The organism is Pedobacter cryoconitis, assembly GCF_014200605.1.
Lineage (GTDB): Bacteria > Bacteroidota > Bacteroidia > Sphingobacteriales > Sphingobacteriaceae > Pedobacter > Pedobacter cryoconitis_B.
Map to the genome: position 1 here is coordinate 459,520 of NZ_JACHCE010000005.1, position 19,625 is coordinate 479,144.

At 38.7% G+C, this 19,625-nt stretch carries 11 protein-coding genes; 9 read left to right on the top strand and 2 right to left on the bottom strand.

All coding sequences use genetic code 11. The annotated features are described in order from the left end of the window. Nucleotides 1-144: 144 nt before the first annotated feature. From HDE68_RS17570 to HDE68_RS17590, 5 genes are all read left to right on the top strand, one after another. Nucleotides 145-450, top strand: coding sequence for a DUF6660 family protein (locus HDE68_RS17570; protein WP_183883514.1), 306 nt, complete (start codon nt 145-147; stop codon nt 448-450). A gap of 137 nt (nt 451-587) precedes the next feature. Then, on the top strand, nt 588-4,967 hold the full coding sequence (locus HDE68_RS17575) for a CusA/CzcA family heavy metal efflux RND transporter (protein ID WP_183883515.1): 4,380 nt from the start codon (nt 588-590) through the stop codon (nt 4,965-4,967). Nucleotides 4,968-4,985: 18 nt separating this feature from the next. Further along, the gene (locus tag HDE68_RS17580) at nt 4,986-6,182 is read left to right on the top strand and encodes an efflux RND transporter periplasmic adaptor subunit (protein ID WP_183883516.1); all 1,197 of its coding nucleotides are present in this window, start codon (nt 4,986-4,988) and stop codon (nt 6,180-6,182) included. Between the two features lie 35 nt (nt 6,183-6,217). Then, the gene (locus HDE68_RS17585) at nt 6,218-7,108 is read left to right on the top strand and encodes a cation diffusion facilitator family transporter (RefSeq protein WP_183883517.1); all 891 of its coding nucleotides are present in this window, start codon (nt 6,218-6,220) and stop codon (nt 7,106-7,108) included. 122 nt (nt 7,109-7,230) lie between these two features. Then, on the top strand, nt 7,231-7,626 hold the full coding sequence (locus tag HDE68_RS17590; protein ID WP_183883518.1) for a c-type cytochrome: 396 nt from the start codon (nt 7,231-7,233) through the stop codon (nt 7,624-7,626). Nucleotides 7,627-7,642: 16 nt separating this feature from the next. Here the strand turns inward: HDE68_RS17590 and HDE68_RS17595 are convergent, their stop codons facing one another. Beyond that, nucleotides 7,643-9,157, bottom strand: coding sequence for a sulfatase family protein (locus HDE68_RS17595; protein WP_183883519.1), 1,515 nt, complete (start codon nt 9,155-9,157; stop codon nt 7,643-7,645). A 266-nt stretch (nt 9,158-9,423) separates the two neighbouring features. Between HDE68_RS17595 and HDE68_RS17600 the strand changes: the two genes are divergently transcribed. Then, nucleotides 9,424-10,008 carry an RNA polymerase sigma factor gene (locus HDE68_RS17600; protein WP_183883520.1) on the top strand — a complete coding sequence of 195 codons (585 nt, stop codon included), beginning with the start codon at nt 9,424-9,426 and terminating at the stop codon, nt 10,006-10,008. Next, a complete protein-coding gene (locus HDE68_RS17605; RefSeq protein WP_183883521.1) occupies nt 10,005-11,459 on the top strand; it encodes an outer membrane beta-barrel protein in 1,455 nt (484 codons plus the stop codon). The genes HDE68_RS17600 and HDE68_RS17605 overlap by 4 nt, the downstream gene beginning before the upstream one ends. Before the next feature lie 5 nt (nt 11,460-11,464). On the opposite strand, the gene HDE68_RS17610 is transcribed toward HDE68_RS17605, so the two are convergent. Next, nucleotides 11,465-12,157: an FkbM family methyltransferase gene (locus tag HDE68_RS17610; protein WP_183883522.1), complete on the bottom strand. Its 693-nt coding sequence runs from the start codon at nt 12,155-12,157 to the stop codon at nt 11,465-11,467. 679 nt (nt 12,158-12,836) lie between these two features. Between HDE68_RS17610 and HDE68_RS17615 the strand changes: the two genes are divergently transcribed. Continuing rightward, the gene (locus HDE68_RS17615; RefSeq protein WP_183883523.1) at nt 12,837-14,465 is read left to right on the top strand and encodes an MBL fold metallo-hydrolase; all 1,629 of its coding nucleotides are present in this window, start codon (nt 12,837-12,839) and stop codon (nt 14,463-14,465) included. A 175-nt stretch (nt 14,466-14,640) separates the two neighbouring features. After that, the coding region (locus HDE68_RS17620) for a non-ribosomal peptide synthetase (protein WP_183883524.1) at nt 14,641-19,625 on the top strand (4,985 nt) is incomplete at its 3' end.

Below are 19,625 nucleotides of genomic sequence, written 5' to 3' on the forward strand. Positions count from 1 at the left end.
ATCTGACCTGAGATTTTATAAATATAATATTTATATGGCTTATTCTTCTGTAATCTGTGGTTAATTCTTCTGCAATCTGATTGCATAGTTTTATTAATTTATACAATTAGCTGATTTCTTTATTACCTTCGCCTCATCAATTATATGAGATTATTAGCATTCATAGGGATCATATTAGTACTGGCATTGAATTTAGTTCCATGCGGTGATGCTATATCCACTTTGAATGGAAGTACTAAAATTGAACAGGCTCATCATTCTGAAAGAAACAATGATAATTGCAGTCCATTTTGTAATTGTGCCTGCTGTTCTACAGCATCTGTAATTAAAGACGCATTAGTGATTTCAACTCCATTTGCTGACCACATACCTGTACGTCCTGTACATTTAGCCGGGAAGTTTATTACTGTAGATCTTCCGATCTGGCAGCCACCACAATTACTTTCTTAATCATTTCTATTTTTCTATACATGCTTCCGGCATGATATAGTTCTGTTATTATTTAATAATTCTATCAATGCTTTTATCAAAGGATTAGGCTATTCCGTTTGGGAATTATCTTTTGATATCTCATTATAAAAAATGATATGCTAAGTAAGATCATAAAATTTTCTATTCACAATAAATTGGTGATTGGCCTGTTTACCCTTGCGCTGATTGCGTGGGGGGTATATTCGCTAAAAAAATTACCGATTGACGCTGTACCGGATATTACCAATAACCAGGTACAGGTTATTACGTTAAGCCCCTCTCTGGCCTCAGAAGAAGTAGAGCGCTTAATCACTTTTCCTGTTGAACAAACCATGTCTACCATCCCTGAAATTGAGCAGGTACGTTCTATTTCCCGGTTTGGATTATCTGTAGTAACGATTGTTTTTCACGATGATGTGGATATTTATTGGGCAAGACAACAGGTGAATGAAAAACTGTCGGAAGCTAAAAATAATATCCCCCAGGGAATTGGAAATCCTGAAATTTCACCTATTTCGACCGGGTTGGGTGAAATTTATCAATATGTAGTTCATGCAAAACCGGGATTTGAAAAGACTTATGATGCCAGAGAACTGCGCAGTATTCAGGATTGGATTGTCAGGCGCCAGCTGCTGGGCACGCCCGGAATTGCCGAGGTAAATAGTTTTGGTGGATTATTAAAGCAATATGAAATTGCAATGGACCCCAATAAACTGAATAGTTATAATTTAAGTATCAGTGATGTCTTTAAAGCGCTGGAAAGAAATAATCAAAATACGGGAGGTGCTTATATTGATAAAAAACCTAATGCCTATTTTATCCGTAGTGAAGGGTTAGTTGGGAATATAGAAGACATTAACAAAATTGTAGTCAGGAATACAAGTACAGGAATCCCTGTTTTAATCCGGGATATTGCCAATGTCAGAATTGGAAATGCGATACGTTATGGGGCATTGACCCGTGCAACAGCTAAAAGTCAGGGAGAAGCGGTTGGTGGGATTGTGATGATGCTCAAAGGCTCAAACGCTAATAATGTTGTTAAACAGGTCAAAGAGAAGATAGCGCGGATTAATAAAACCCTCCCTAATGGTATTGTTATAGAGGCGTTTCTGGATAGAAGTGCTTTGGTTGACCGTGCAATAGGTACTGTAGCAAAGAATCTGATTGAAGGTGCTTTGATCGTCATTTTTGTACTGGTCTTATTTCTGGGTAATTTCAGAGCAGGTATTGTGGTCGCATCAGTGATTCCTCTGGCTATGCTGTTTGCAATTTCACTAATGAATGTATTTGGCGTTTCCGGAAACCTGATGAGTCTGGGGGCTATTGACTTTGGTTTGATTGTAGACGGGGCGGTGATTATTGTAGAGGCGACTATGCACCTTCTTGGTGCCAGTAAGCTTAAACGGATGATGACACAGGAAGAAATGGATGAACAGGTGGAACAATCTGCTACCCGTATGATGAGTGCTGCAGCCTTTGGACAGATTATTATTTTAATTGTATATCTCCCGATTCTGGCCCTGGTTGGTATCGAAGGGAAAATGTTTGGCCCTATGGCTCAAACTGTCTCTTTTGCGATTTTAGGCGCATTTTTATTGTCGCTGACTTATGTGCCGATGATGTCATCGCTGCTGCTCAGTAAAAAGCCTGTGGTTAAAAAGAATTTCTCCGACCGCATGATGGACTTCTTTCAGAAGTACTATACGCCACTAATTAATGGTGCCTTGCGTAAACGTGTTACGGTTGTTGTTTTATCTGGAGTTCTGCTGGTGATCAGTATCGTTTTGTTTGCCAGAATGGGGGGAGAGTTCATCCCTACTTTAGAGGAAGGTGATTTTGCCGTAGAAACCCGTCTGCTGACTGGAAGTTCATTGAGTCAGACTATTGATAAGGTTAACCAGGCTTCTAAAATTCTGTTAAAGGAGTTTCCGGAAGTTATAGAGGTTGTAGGTAAGGTGGGGTCTGCTGAAATTCCTACGGACCCAATGCCAATGGAAGCTACCGATTTAACCATTATTTTAAAGGATAAAAAGGATTGGGTAACCACAAAATCGAGAGAAGAATTAGCAGATAAAATGGCTGCTGCGCTGGATAAAGTAACTGGTGTGGCTTTTGGCTTTTCGCAACCGATACAGCTGCGGTCCAACGAATTGATTTCGGGTGTGAGACAGGATATTGGAATCAAGGTATTTGGTGATGATCTGCAAACACTAACGGATATTTCTCAGAAAATAGGAAAGATTGTGTCTACTGTGCCGGGGGCAAAAGATTTGTATTTAGAACAGGCTACTGGTCTTCCACAAATTGTTGTGAAAATAAACAGGGATCAGTTAGCCCGTTACGGAATAGACATTGAAACGGTTAACCAGGCAATTAATTCTGCATTTGCAGGTCAGTCTGCCGGATTGGTTTATGAAGGCGAAAGACGTTATGATATGGTAGTCCGCTTATCTGAGCAGAACAGACAGGGAATAGATGATGTGAAAAACATTTATATTTCAGCACCTAACGGGATTAAAGTCCCGCTGATTCAACTGGCTGCTGTAGAATTTAAGATCGGGCCAAATCAGATTCAGCGGGAAGATACTAAACGCAGAATCATTGTCGGATTAAATGTCCGCGGGCAGGATATTGCGACAGTTGTTGATGAGATTGAACAAAAGATAAATGAGAAAATCAAATTGCCTCCGGGATATTATATCACCTATGGCGGACAGTTTGAAAATCTTAAAGCAGCCAAAGAACGTTTGTCGATTGCTGTTCCGGTTGCCTTGTCACTCATTTTATTACTATTGTATTTCTCTTTTGGATCGGTCAAACAATCTGTCCTGATATTTTCTGCTATTCCTATGGCTGCCATTGGTGGTGTTTTCGCCTTATTGCTGAGAGGGATGCCATTCAGTATTTCTGCCGGTGTAGGTTTTATTGCACTGTTTGGAGTAGCTGTATTAAATGGTATTGTATTGATTACTGAATTTAACAGATTGAAAGCCAGTGGTATTAGTGACCTCAAGGAAATTGTGTTAAAAGGTACGGCACTCCGGTTAAGACCTGTTCTGATGACTGCTACGGTAGCTTCCCTGGGTTTTCTTCCAATGGCACTTTCTACTGCTGCAGGTGCTGAGGTACAGAAGCCATTGGCAACAGTGGTAATTGGAGGCTTATTAACTTCTACTATTTTAACTTTACTCGTTTTACCCGTGTTGTATACTTATTTCGAAAACTTTAAAAAAGGTAAAAAAGCGATTAACCCGGTAGCAGTTATTTTCCTTGTGGGATTGTTTTTTATTCCCTCGAAAACGATGGCTCAGCGTCCGGTAAACGGCAGACCTGTAACGGTACAGGAGGCTGTTGAAATTGCATTGAATAATAATCAGACGGTTAAATCGTCACAACTGCAAATCAATAAACAGCAAGCTATAAAAGGTACTGCATTTGATCTGGGAAAGACCAATCTGAATTTGCAGTACGGACAATTTAATAGTATCAAAAGAGATAATAACATATCAGTACAGCAGAATATCCCTTTCCCTGGATTGATTAAAAATCAGCGTAATCTATATGAGGCGCAGGTTCGCAGCAGTGAATTAAGTCTTTCGGTTACACAGAATGAGCTGATACGTCAGGTTAAAAGTACCTATGCACAGCTGAGTTATTTTAAGGCGCTTCAAAAGCTGTATAAGAGTCAGGATTCTATTTTTAGTAATTTTCTGAAAGCTTCTTCTTTGCGTTATCAGACCGGAGAAACTAATCTGCTGGAACGTACGACTGCCGAAACTCAGTTGAATGAAGTTCGTAATCAGTCAGAGAAAAACTTAGCTGATATTGCTATTTATAGTTCAGAGCTACAAAGACTGCTGAACACGAATGAAGTTATAGAGGTGAGCAATGAAAAATTGAAAAAGGAAAGCTGGAATCAGGCTGTTCCTGATAGCCTGGTCAACACTTCATTATTGGCTTTACAGCAGCAACAGGTAGAAATTGCGGATAGATCCTTAAGGGTTGAACGGGCTAAAGCAGGACCTGATTTTACTGTAGGATATTTTAATCAATCTCTTATCGGTAATCAGACTATAAATGGTCAGGAGCAGTTTTTTAGCGCAGGCAAACGTTTCCAAAGTGTTCAGGCCGGTATTTCTATTCCGTTATTTTACAAACCATTTGCCGGCCGGATTAAGGCAGCTAAAATAGAGAAACAGATTGCTCAGAATGAATTTAGTCTGTTCCAGACGAATTTACAAGCTCAATATAAGCAGGCTGAACAGGATTTACTGAAGAATTCACACAGTATCGATTATTATGAGAAGAATGCTTTGCCAAATGTCAATCTCATCTTAAAACAGTCGCAGATTGCTTTTCAAAGCGGGGATATTGGGTACCTGGAATTTTCACAGGCTTTGCGGACTTATTCTGATATCCGGTTCAGCTATTTACAAGCCATTAATCAATATAATCAATCGGTTTATACGCTTCAGTATCTGATTGATTTGAAATAATTTAATATAAAATACAAAATGAAAAAAGTAATTGAATTCAAGCAAGCCATTTATATACTTTCTTTTGCCACGCTTTTTTTTGTTTCCTGCGGAAATAAAAAAGAGGCAGAAAATGTAACTGCAAATACCGGCGCTGTGGCCAGTGAAGATCCCAATACTGTAGAACTGAACGCGGCACAATATAAAGCCAGCGGGATTACCTTAGGTCAGGTAGAGAAGAAATCGATAAGCGGAGTCCTTAAAGTCAACGGTACGATAGATGTACCGCCTGAAAACCTGATTAGTATTACGACTCAAATGGGGGGGATAGTTAAGTCAACTCCATTATTGCAAGGTTCTACGGTAAGTAAAGGACAGGTTATCGCCGTGCTTCAAAATCAGGAATATGTACAGTTACAGCAGGATTATCTGGAAAATAAGAGTCAGCTGGAGCTGGCAGATTCTGAATACAAAAGACAGCAGGAACTGGCCAGACAGAATATCAATGCACAAAAAGTACTGCAGCAGGCTAAATCACAGTATCAAACGATGTTATCCAGAGAAAGTGCTTTGAGACAACGTTTAATGCTGATTAATATCAATTCTGCAACATTAACACCTGGAAATATCCGTAGTACAATTAATATCTATGCCCCTATTAATGGCTATGTAACCAAGGTAAATGTAAACTCGGGCAAATTTGTAAGCCCTAATGATGTGATGTTTGAAATTGTAAACAGTGCTAATTTACATGTGGAACTCAAGGTATTCCAAAAAGACGTAGATTTAATAAAGAAAGGGCAGAAGGTTCGCTTCTCTTTACAAAATGAGGCGGAAGAGCGTACTGCGACAGTTACGCTTGTTGGAAGAGAAATTAATGAAGATAAGACGGTTACGGTTCACTGTGTAGCCAACACACAAAGCAGGAATCTGATACCGGGTGCTTATTTGAATGCACTGATTGAAACCGGCACCGAAGAGGTAAATGCTTTGCCTGAATCTGCTTTAGCCGATTTTGCCGGAAAGAAATACATTTTTATACAAACCGGTCAGCGTGAGGATGAGAAAAAAGAGATTAACTATCATTTTCAGCTTTTAGAGGTGACTACAGGTTCGGCAGATGCCGGATATGTTGAGGTTAAACTTCCTGAAAGTCTGAACCTGGAAACAGCTAAAGTGGTGACAAAGGGAGCGTATGATTTGATTTCTAAGATGAAAAATAGTGAAGAAGAGTAACTTTTATTAATAAATTATTAACCTGAATAAATTGTATGGAACGTGAAGGAACTATTTCTGAGGCCAGCAAGAATAAAGGCCGTTTAAAAATTGTACTGGGATTTACGCTTTTGTACCTTATTGTAGAGGTTATTGGAGGTATTATGACCAAAAGTCTGGCTTTACTGGCAGATGCGGGACATATGCTGACCGATGTAGGCGGCCTTGCGCTGGCACTGATTGCGATAAACTATGCAGAACGAAATGCTACAGCAGAACGGACTTATGGTTATTACAGGGCTGAGATATTAGCGGCACTGGCCAATGCAGTAGTGTTGATCGGTATTTCTTTTTATATCCTTTATGAAGCTTACCTGCGTTTCCTTAATCCTCCTGAGGTTCAGAGTAAAGAAATGATCATTGTTGCTGCAATCGGTTTACTGGTCAATATAGCAGGGATGGTTATTTTAAGAAAGAGTTCAGGGGAGAGCCTGAATATGAAGGGTGCATATTTTGAAGTACTTTCTGACATGCTTACTTCTATAGGTGTTATTGCTGCCGGTATCATTATGTTAACCACTGGCTGGTATTACGCAGATCCTTTATTGTCTGCGGGAATTGGTCTTTTTATTTTACCCAGAACATGGATACTGCTTAAAGAGTCAATAGGTATTTTATTGGAAGGAACACCTAAGGAGGTTAATATGGCCGGGTTAAGGAGTTCAATCCTGGAAATAGAAGGGGTAGAGGGAATACATGATCTTCATGTCTGGGTTTTAACATCCGGGGTGAATGCCATGACAGCTCATATTGTTTTAAAGGAGGGAGTAACCGGGCGGTTGGTTTTACCGGTCCTTCAAAAACATATCACTGAGAATTTTAAAATATCACATACTACACTTCAATTAGAGGAACCTGGTTTCGGCGAAGAACAAACGCATGTCTGATTTGTACCATTCTATCCTCTTGTTTGACAGGAGGATAGAATGATTCTATGGGGTAAATAGTTTATTACATCTTACCGGGGGTTATAAAAAAAATTAACTTAGGCAGATGTAATTTGAAGCTCATGAGATATAAAGCTATTGTTACGCTTTCAGCGTTATTAGGGACTGTGATTATGTTGAGTGGGTTTATGCCCAAAGAAGATAAAAAAGCCAGTAACCTTAAGGTGCTTCCCAGGGATATCAGCGCTGAGGATCTGGATAAGGTTATGGATGGATTTAAGGTTGCCCTGGGTGTCAAATGTAATTTTTGTCATGCAGCCAGTAAGGATGATCCTAAACATCTGGATTTTGCCAGTGATGCTAAACCGGAAAAGGAAATTGCCAGGTCAATGATGAAGATGACTAACCGGATTAACAAGAAATACTTTCATGTTAAAGATGTTGACGGACCTAAGGCACTTCTTGCTGTAAACTGTATTACTTGTCATCGTGGACAGGCACATCCGGATGAAAAGTAATACCCGATCAGCCTGATCATAAATGATAACCGTGTTCATCTTTGATCTGTTGTAATTTTTGGGATAACAATTTCACTTTACCTGGATATTGTGAGGCAAGGTTTCTGCGTTCGCCTATATCTGATGATAAATCATATAACTGCGGTTCTTTATGATTACCCAATTCAGTTTTAGTGGAATAATCATAAACTGCCCCTTGATTGGGTTCAATATATTTCCAGTTGTCTGCAATTATCCCTAATCCGGCAGCATCCTCAATTAAGTAAGGGCGGTTGTTTGCTGATTTTCCTAAAAGCTGACTGAGCATATCAAAACTATCATAAGCTTGTTCTGTCTTAAGTTTTTTATTCAAAAGACCAGCAAAAGACCGGACTAAATCTACCTGACTGATCAATGCATCACTCGTTCCTCTTTTTATAACTGATGGCCAGCTTACAATAAACGGAACGCGGGTCCCTCCGTCAAAGGCACTGTACTTTCCGCCTCTTAAGGGACCTGCTGGTTTGTGTCCGCCAAGCAGAGATTGTGCTTCATCCTGATAACCATCGTCTACAACAGGGCCGTTGTCGCTACTTAAAACAATGATTGTATTTTTAGTTAGTCCAAGGCTGTCCAGCGTTCTCATGATACGGCCAACACTCCAGTCAAATTCTAAAATAACATCACCACGTGGTCCCATTCCACTTTTGCCTGCGAATATTTTATTTGGTGTTCTGGGAACATGAATATTTGGGGAGGCGAAGTACATGAAAAAAGGATTTGCTTTGTTTTTTGCAATAAAGCTTTCTGCCTGAGTGGTTAGTTTCTCAGTTAAAGTATAATCGTCCCATAAAGCCGCCTTACCTCCGGTCATGTAACCAATACGGCCAATACCATTAATGATTGTATTGTCATGACCATTTGAAGATTTCATCGTCAATAGTTCGGGATGGTCTTTGCCTGTAGCCCAATCCCCGGTTTTTTGATGATAATCTACTGTAATAGGATCTTTTGGATCCAGATTTTCTACCCGATGATTGTCTACAATCACACAGGGTACCCTATCCAGTGTTGCTGGTATGATGTATGAGCGGTCAAAACCTAACTCTTGTGGCCCTGGCTTAATTTCACCATTCCAGTCTGGACCACCCTTACTACCTAAACCAAGATGCCATTTGCCAATAGCAGAGGTCATATATCCGCTTTGTTTAAATATTTTTGCCAGTGTGATTTGTGCTGTGTCAATTAATAAAGCTGCATTTCCGGGAGCTATCCCTGTCCCTTTTTTACGCCATGCATATACACCTGTCAGAATGGAAAAACGGGAAGGTGTACAGGTCGAACTTGTGGTATGTGCATTCGTGAATTTAAGTCCTTTTTTTGCTAACTGATCTATATGAGGCGTATTGATTCTTTTAGCACCATAACAGCTCACATCTCCATAACCAAGGTCATCGGCATAGATAATAATAACGTTGGGGCGTTTTTGCTGAGCAAAGACAGACAAACAGGATAATACTGTTATTAATATACCTAAACAGGTTCTTTTCATCTTTTTTTAAATTAGTATAATAATTCTTATAGATAGATTCGCAGTATTTATTTCTGAATAACAATGTTTTTCAATCTAGTGATTTCCCTTAAAACCAGCCTTATTTAATATTGGGCAAACGTTTGCGTAATCTTGTGTTATATTTGATCAGCAATAACCGGATTATAATTATTTTCATAAATAATTTGATTATCTACCCAACGTTTAGTCTGATTGCTGCGTAGTGCTAGTGAAAAGTATGTGTATCAGATTACCTATTTATTTTAATGAACCTATTTGCTAAGCAACATTCCAAACTGATCAAAGGTTGCAAGGCTAATGAACGAGCTGCTCAGGAAGGGTTGTATAAACTCTTTTATGGTGATATGCTGCGGTTATGCTATCGCTATCTGAAATCTGATGAACTGTCGAAAGAAGCACTAAATACCGGATTTTTAAAGGTATTTCAGCATATAGGTACATTTGATGAGAAAAAAGGTGAGCTGGGGGGCTGGATAAGAACAATTATCGTAAGAACTTGTATTGATCTTGGACGAAAGGAAATCAGGTTTAGTAAGGAAACTAATGTTTTGGAAGAAGCTGAAGATATTTTTATTCTTCCGGCAGTACTGAATAAACTTTATGCAGAGGATCTTTTAAAATGTATCCGTCAGTTGCCGGATGCGACCAGGCTTGTCTTTAATCTTTCGGTAATTGAAGGATATTCACATGGAGAAATCGGGGAACAACTAAATATTAAGGAAAGCACTTCGAGATGGCATCTTTCGGAAGGCAAAAAAATGCTAAGAGGAATGCTCACCTCTTCAAATGGGCGTATTGATCAACCGACTGATAATAACAAGATAACATGAGAAACTCAGCTTGGTATTATAAAATCTGGCTTAAAAAGCTATCCAAACTTCCTTTAAAGGAGGATGCTGGTTCTGCATGGGCTGGTATGAAAGATATGCTGGATGCGCAGATGCCTGTTAGTCATGGTGGTGGTCATGGCGGTTCTGGTACTGCGGCAACAACAAAACCTTTTGTTGCTAAATTGGCCTCGCTGCTTGGTTATGCGCTTCCTGTTGCAGCAGCAATTGGTGTAACCACCTATATTGTTGTGCCCATAGTTATTAAGCCTAAGGAAGTTGTGATTAAAAAAGAGCAACAATCCCATTTATCAATTGATACAATCAATAGTAAAGCAGTTCAGGTCTTTCCTGACTCTTTGAAAAGCACTGATACTCTCAGAAATAGTGTTTTATCAATAAGTGATTTACCAGTAAGCAGGGCAGAAGTTCAGGGTGAAATTCATCGGGCTGACCACAGGTCTGCCAGTTTAAACACAAGTGTTATTTCGAAAGGTAAAAGTGATATTGATTCCCCTGTAAATGTAAATGGCCAATCTGGTAATCGTCGGGAAATATTATACGTAAATGAGGCATTAGCTAAGGAAAATGCTGGATTAACTAAGGAAAATACCGGATTAGCTAAAGAAAATGCCGGTTTGACTAAAGAAAATACTGGATTAGCTGTAAACAGGAAAGTATCAGACGAACAGAAGAGCAGTAATTTAACAACCAATGATAAAGCTGCCGGACAAAAAATAAAGGATCATGCTGGTGCAAATTCTATTGATGATAAGAATAAGGCTTCTAAAGTTGCGGTATCAAAAAAAAGAAAGCTTAGTGGCTCTCCGAAAATAAAAGAGATAATGACTACTCCTGATTATGATTTTGGATTGGAAAGTGGATGGAATGCTGGTAAAAATAGTAGTTTTTATGTGGGCGCTTTTGGATCATATGCTTTTGGAACACGCTTGCTGTTAAATGTGGGTATCCGGTTAAATACATCAACTGTGTTTTCAGGAAGCTATATAACCAAACCCAGTCATATTTTATGGGATAGTTTATCTAATTATAAGGTTGCAGACAGGAGAAAGGTGATGATTTTAAATGTTCCGTTAACATTTGAATACAGACTCTCCAACACAATTAGTGTAAATGCAGGCCCAGTGATTAGTTTTCCACTGAGCCAGTCAAATGCCACTATTCATTCTGAACTTAACAAAGCTCAGTTGCCTTCTACTCAATACCTGGATTCGGCCCGTCACAGCGGGGTAGACTCTACTTTGAGCTATACCAAGGTGAATAAGGTAAACCTGGGTATTACTGGTGGTATAAGTGTTCGTTTCAATCAATTCTATATTGAAGGCAAGTATTTGCGAAATCTCAGCCCTTATAAATTTAGTAATACTTTAGGCGGATATGAGCAATATTATGGATCCTTCCAGTTAGGGCTTCGTTATAAGTTTAGAAAATAATGCGTTTAAGAGACAGGTTTTAGTTTGAAGAATGAAGTGCGGTTTGTTTTAGCAACCATCTCATAATTTCTTGCCAGAAGATAATTGTATAGCTCTGAATCTGCCAGATTCTGGATGTCTATTCCTACCTCTACAATAATAAACAGGGGTATGTATTTTTCCCAATTGTTGGATTTAAGAACTTCCAGATCAAAACCTTCGGCGTCAATATTCAGAAAATCTATGGTTTGTCCTTCGGGTAAATGAGTAGCTAAAACTTCTCCAAGAGGCATAGTTTTGACATTGATAACATTGGTGATCTTGTATTTTGTATTCGTTGCTGATCTGGCAGTTGAGATGTCTTTGTCAAAACTATTCAATGCAGGTTCATTGAAACAATAAAATGGGAGTATACCGGCCGTAATATCTATTCCAATATTAAGATTGATATCCCTGTGGCGGAATATATTAAACAGTTTGATTGCACCTGGCGTGGGTTCAATATTGATTCCCTTCCAGCCATTCTGATAGAAATGTATGGTGTTTGAAAATCGGTATGGATGATGAGCACCCACATCAATATAAAATCCTTTATAATTTTTACGGTTCTCGAAGCAGGATCTATAGATCATATCTTCTCCTTCCTGTGAATAGGATCTGTGGAAGAAGAATTTATCAATAGGGAAGGTCTTTTTTAACGTTTTAATTAAGGCTCTCATATTTATTACATGCAATTCCTTTGAATGGCTATACAATCAAATACGCAGATAGATGGCGAAACGCTGGGCAGATAAGGAAAATTATCAGCAGAAATTTAATACCTGATCAATAAATATATTTTTTTCTTTTCAGTATTAAAATTGGCGATTGAGCTTTACTCAATATACACTTGGTTTTTTTTGTTGAAAATGGGTGTGTTGCGATAGATTAATTGGTTTAAATGTTTAGTGTACCGTGAATTAGTTCTGTGATTTAATTGATATGCTTAATGGATTTGTATTTTCAATTTAATATTAGGTTAATATAATTTGCGTTAATTAGGAAAAAAAAGTAAATATTGAAATTCTAGTTGTTGTAAATGATATTAAATATGTTGAAAATCTTGTTTTTTACATTTTAATAAATTATAATTGTTTTAAATGAGAAAATAGTTGCGGTTCTTGTTTGCCGTAACATTCATTGGCTTTATCGAAGTTGTTCTTGTGACTGCTTTTAGCAGAGCTCTAACCTTTTGTGTAAAATGGACCTGATTCAATTTTACAATTTCATACATCATCTGATCATATTTTTATTTAAATCATTTCTATAAGATAATGATTTAATATTTCTTTAAAGTCTGCTCATAAAGCATAGCTCTTCTTTAATTAATAACCTATTAAACCTAGAATAAGCATTGATATGGAAAAATTTTTATTAAAACCTAATGTGGTCATAGAGCCGTTATTTGACAGATGGTATGCCTGGCCACATTTGATCTCTCCTGCTACAAGTGCAATGAACATTGTTGGAAGACATTTGAAAATTATCAATTCATATCTTCAGTCTCCAAAAATGCATGAGGCAGCTGTCAAAAACCCAAAGATGCTTGGTGGCCCTTTTATGGATTTTCCTATAGAAAGAGTTGAAGATATTGCTCTATTGAAAGCAAAGACTCTGGAAAGTCAAAGTAAATTGATTTTATTTGCAGAGGCTGTTCAAGAGCTGGACGATATGCTGAAGTCTAATGTTAGCGGAGGTTCATTAGAGCCTTTATATCAAAAGGTACCGGAGATTCTCAAAGGATATGTTGAATTGGTTTATGATTTAAATAGTAATCCTTCTTTTCGTTTTTTTGAGCCATTACTTTATCAAAGTGAGTTTTTTAATAAATCTTCTCAAAGTATCGCTCTGTGGTCAACTTCAAATGATGAACGACCTTTTTGTCTGAGTACTCCCCGCCTTGATGAACCCGGGGTTTTACATCTTGATATCCCATTTGATCATCCGGGTATTGATTTATTAAGTAAGATGAAAAGAGTGCCTGGTTCTATTGATGAAATAGCTCAGGTATTTGGTGTCGATATTAAAGACCGTGAATTGTTTAATTCTTTCTTTACCAGTGAGCCTTGTCAGCCATATGAAAAATATAAAGGTTCAAAGGCAAGAATGCGTTATTTTGGACATGCATGTATTTTGATAGAAACAGAAGATGTTTGTATTCTTACTGATCCTGTAATCAGTTATTATGGATATGAATCCAGCGTTGCTCATTTTTCTGATGTAGACATTCCTGATGTGATCGATTATGTATTAATTACACATAATCATCAGGATCATATTTTATTTGAAACCTTATTGCCTTTACGCCATAAAATCAAGAATATAGTTGTTCCAAGGACTTCAAGTGGTGCATTACAAGATCCTAATCTTAAATTAATGTTTAAGAGTGCAGGGTTCAATAATGTCATAGAAATAGATGAGATGGAGGAAATTCAGTTGAAAAATGTTAAAATTACCGGGCTTCCTTTTACTGGTGAACACAGCGATCTGAACATCAAATCAAAAGCATGTTTTCATGTAGCTATTGATAAATTCACTTTTCTTTTTGTTGCAGATTCCAGAATTCTGGAAGCAAAAATTTATGAGCATATACATGGTATTATAGGAAATGTAGATGTTATTTTTCTAGGAATGGAATGTGACGGAGCTCCATTATCATGGTTATACGGTCCATTGCTTACAGAGAAAGTATCGAGAGAGAATGATCAGTCGAGAAGACTTTCGGGCTGTGATTGTGAAAGAGGTATGCATCTCATCAATATTTTTAATCCAAAAGAGGCTTATGTTTATGCTATGGGACAGGAGCCGTGGCTGGAGTTTATAAGCAGTATAAAATATACTGCAACATCTCATCCCATTGTCCAGTCGGATATGCTAGTCGAATATTGCAAAAACAAAAACATTATTGCAGAAAGATTATTTGGAGAGAAGGAACTCTTCTATAGTTATGATAGACCTCAGTTAAAGGAAATCTATCAGGACTTATAAATCTGTAAGTATAAAATCTTCAATCTCACATTCTCCCGGATTTTGATCCGCTTTTGTCATGTAAAGACATTGGAAGCCACTTGATTTCATGAAAAAATCTGATTGATAGCTGGTGATCCAAGTCTGTATGTTACTGATGCGTTGATAAAAAGTAAAAACGAAATAATTATTTAATATGGAAGATATCCTATCTAAATTAAGAGCTAAAAATATCAGTATTGATGTTTTAAATAATCAGATCAAATTGAAAATTCCAGAGGGTTTAGAGTGTGAAGCGCTTTTGGATGAGGTTAATAACAATAGCGCTGATCTGATTTCTTTTATTGAAAGACTTAAAAATGTCAATAGTTCTTTGTTAGAACAGGATCATATAGCAAAGCAAAAGTCTTTCTGGATATCAGCGTATCAGGATCTTCCTGAAGCGCTTGACCTTCCTTTAGATTATATGCGTAATAAACAGACGGATGATCAATATGAAAGTCACAGTTTTGAGGTGGATGAACAGACAACAAGCTCAATCCGACGCCTGGGAGAAATAAATGGAGCAACGATATTTACCGTTTTATTATCTGCTTATACTATTTTGTTGAGTCGGTTGAGTAACCGTGAGGATGTAGTGGTTGGTGTATCTGTAACTGGTCGTCGTCATGCTGGTCCGGAAGGAATTACTGGTGCTTTTATCAATATGCTTGCACTGCGGAATTATCCTTCAGGGCAGCTTGTTTTTCGTGATTTTCTTACTGAAGTGAATTCACGTACAGTGTCTTTTTTTGACCATCAGGATTTTCAATATGAAGACCTGATCGATGAACTGAAGCTTCCACGTGACACCGGCAGAAACCCACTTTTTGAGGCTGCATTTTCTTATGAGAATTTTGAGACAGATTTCTCATCTATTCCTGAATTAGATTTATCTTTTTACAAGCAGAGAGCAGGGATCTCTAAAATTGATTTGTCTTTGTTTGCCTCAACGCATTCCGGAAGTTTATATTTAAATTTAGTTTATCCTACAGCACTTTTCAGTGAGTCTTCAATCAGTCGTTTCGGAGCTTATTTTCAGCGTATTATCAGTGCTATTATCATTGATAATGATATTCGTATTGCTGATATAGATATTTTATCAGACAGAGAGAAGGACCAATTTTTAAACCAGGATAATTCCCGGGTTTCTTATCCTGAAGAACGTACAGTTGTTAATTATTTTGAGGAACAGGTGCTACTTCATCCCGATCGTATTGCGCTTGTTGATCAGGGAGCTGAGCTGAGTTATCGTGTTTTGGATAGCTTAAGTAACCGCCTTGCACGTGCTTTACGTGCAGAAGGTGTGGGGCGCGAAAGTATTGTTGGTTTGTTAACCGGCCGTACACAAGAAACGGTGATTGGGATGTTAGGTATTCTCAAAGCCGGAGGAGCCTATCTTCCTATGGACCTGGATTATCCTCAGGATCGGATACACTACATGCTGGAGGACAGTAAGGCACTTCTTCTTCTTGTAACTGTTACTGGCCACAATGAAGTTTATCCTGTTAAAGCACTGACTGTTCAGGAATTAATTAACCGGGATTCCATTAGCGATGAAGCTATTGAACCGGTTAATTCAGCTCAGGATCTCTGTTATGTAATTTATACTTCTGGTACTACAGGTTATCCTAAAGGTGTACTGGTAGAACATCGGAATGTAGTCCGTTTGTTTTTTCACGATTCCCCATTATTTGATTTTGGCGCTTCTGATGTGTGGACGATGTTTCATAATCCTTATTTCGATTTTAGTGTTTGGGAGATATACGGTGCCCTTTTATTTGGTGGTAAACTGATTATAATTCCAAAAATGATAGCACGTGATTCTGGTGCTTACTTAGACTTACTGGTCTCTCATGGAGTGACAATACTCAATCAGACTCCTTCTGCATTTTATAATCTGGATGAGGCAGAATCATTGTCCGGATTATCATCCGGTGCACTGAAACTGAGGTATATTATTTTTGGTGGTGAGGCATTAAAACCTTTGAAATTAGCTAGTTGGTATAAGAAATATCCTGATATAAAGCTGGTTAATATGTTTGGTATTACCGAAACAACAGTACATGTAACTTATAAATTAATTGGTGAGCAGGAAATCCTTGAAAATGTGAGTAATATTGGGGTTCCTATCCCAACACTTTCAACCTATATTTTTGACCGGTATCAACGTTTAGTTCCTCAGGGAGTAAGTGGCGAGCTCTATGTCGGAGGTGCAGGGGTTTCCCGTGGATATTTGAACCGTGATGAACTTACCAAAGCCCGTTTTATACAAAATCCTTATAATTTAGAGGAACGTCTTTACCGTACCGGAGATCTTTGTCGTCAGCAGGTTAATGGAGAGCTGGAGTATATTGGCCGTATCGATCACCAGGTTAAGATCCGTGGTTACCGGATTGAGCTTGGAGAGATAGAAAGTCGTTTGCTGGAACATAAAAAGGTATCAGATGCATTAGTAATTGTTAAGGAAGATGATATTGATAAATATCTGGTTGGATATTATGTAGCAGAAAAAGCTATATCTGTTTCTATAATCAGGGAATACCTCCAGAATTTACTTCCTGATTATATGCTCCCTTCTTATTATGTTCATTTATCGGCATTTCCGCTAACAGCAAATGGGAAAGTAGATCGCCGGGCACTTCCAGAGGTAGTGCTGGCTACAGAGGATGAGTATGAGGCGCCATCCAGTAAAATGGAGCATATACTTGTTGGTATCTGGTCTGAGATCCTAAAAATAGATCGGGATAAAATCAGTGTGAGCAAAAGCTTTTTTGATCTGGGAGGACATTCGCTGAAAGCCATGATCCTGATCAACAGAATTTGGAAAAAAACTGGTACAGAGGTATCTTTAAAGACAATATTCAGCCACCAGGATATCCGTAGTTTATCTGCTTGTATCCTTGAAATGGCATTTGGACCGGTTTATACTGCTATTCCTTTGGCTGTTGAGAAAGCCCATTATGTACTGTCTTCTGCCCAAAAGCGGTTATATTTTCTGTATGAATTTGACCGGGATTCACTGGCTTATAATATGCCGCGTGCGGCCTGGCTCAGTGGAGAAATGGATAGGGAACGTTTGGTTGATGCTTTCCAGGCTTTAATCGGTCGACATGAGGTACTCAGGAGTACGATAGTGATGATCGGGGATGAACCATTTCAGGTAATTGGTGATGGTTCAGGTTTTTCGATTACGGATTACCAGGCGCGGCAGGAAGAAGTTGCAGGGGTGATGGAAAGTTTTATCCGGCCTTTTGACCTGGGACAAGGTCCTTTACTGCGGGTGGGGCTGGTTCATGTGCCTGGAGGAGATTCGCTTTTGATGGTGGATATGCATCACATCATTGCTGACGAAGCTTCTCAGGAAATTTTAATTCGTGATTTTATGGCTTTATATGCCGGAGAAGATTTACCTGCTCCGGGTTTACAGTACAAGGAGTATGCAGAATGGCAGCAAAGTACTGCTGAACAGGATCGGATGGCTAAACAAAAATCTTTCTGGCTTTCGGAGTATCAGGATCTTCCTGAAACGCTTGATCTTCCTTTAGATTATACACGTCCTAAACAGGCTGGAAATCAAAATAAAAGTTACAGTTTTGAGCTGGACAAACAGACTACAGCTTCGCTTCGCTATTTAGGTGAACAGCATAGCGCAACTTTATATGCAGTTTTGCTATCGGTTTATACGATCCTTCTTGGACGTTTGAGCAGAAGCGAGGATGTGGTGGTCGGTACACCGATCGCCGGTCGTCGTCATGCAGATCTTGATGGGATGATCGGGATGTTTGTCAATACGCTTGCCTTGCGTAATTATCCTTTAGGAAAGCTGGTTTTCCAGGATTTCATTGCTGAAGTGAATTCACGTACGCTATCGTGTTTTGACCATCAGGATTTTCAGTACGAGGATCTGGTAGATGAACTGAATCTTCCCCGTAATCTGGGGCGTAGTCCATTGATCGAGTTCATGTTTTCTTATGAAAATTTTGAGCGCGAAGAATTAGTCATTCCAGATTTAATGCTGAATCCTTATCAGCAGCAGAAAATGAGTTCAAAGTTTGATCTGACTCTTGCTGCAATTGAAGATTCGGGTAAACTGGATCTGAGTTTTGCTTATTCAGCAGAACTGTTTAAGGAGACGACAATCAGTCGTTTTGCAACTTATTTTAAACACATTGTCGGGCAGGTTTTAGCTGCACCGGATATCAGGTTAAGTGAAATTGGTTTGCTTGTTCCAGCTGAGCGTTCGCGTTTACTGGAACTGGGGACAGGTGCAATACCTGCTTATTCTGCTAACCAGACAATTGTTCAGTTGTTTGAAGCACAGGTTTTGCAAAGCCCGGATGCAGTAGCTCTGGTTTTTGAGGATCAGGTATTGAGCTACCAGGAACTTGATGAGCAGTCAGATCAGTTAAGTTTGTTTTTAGCAGGTCGGGGAGTTGCTCGCGGAACAGTGATCGGACTACTGCTTGAACGTTCACCTGATATGATTATCGGGATTTTAGGTATTCTAAAAGCGGGTGGTATTTATGTGCCGATTGACAGCATTTTACCACAGGAGCGTATTCTTTATATGTTAACAGACAGTGGTTCAGGGTTTCTGTTAACTTCCTCAGCTTATTCGGGTATTTATCAGGATCATATTCCAGTGCTGGATATTGCTGAGGCTAAAACAGGAGATAGTTTAAAAGGTACTCTGGTGAGTGAAGCCGAGGACCTGCTTTATATCATTTATACTTCAGGAAGTAGCGGAAAGCCTAAGGGAGTGATAGTGAACAACGTTTCCCTGGTTAATTATATTCAAAGCCAGCTGAACTTATTTAAAATAGACAATACTGACCGTATCCTTCAATTCTCGACAATCAGTTTTGATGCTTCAGTTGAGCAGATCTGGCTGGCATTGTTAAGCGGAGCAGGTTTAGTATTAGTTAAAAAAGAGGTAATTACAGATCAGGCACTGTTGAATTCTTATTTGCATAACCACCAGGTTACGCACCTGCACGCTACGCCTTCGTTTTTGGAAAGTATCAGTCTGTCAGAGCCTAATAGTCTGCGTCGTATTATAGCCGCAGGGGAGGTTTGCAGAGCAGAACTGGCTAACCGTTACCTGGAGAAATATGATTTTTACAATAAATATGGTCCTAC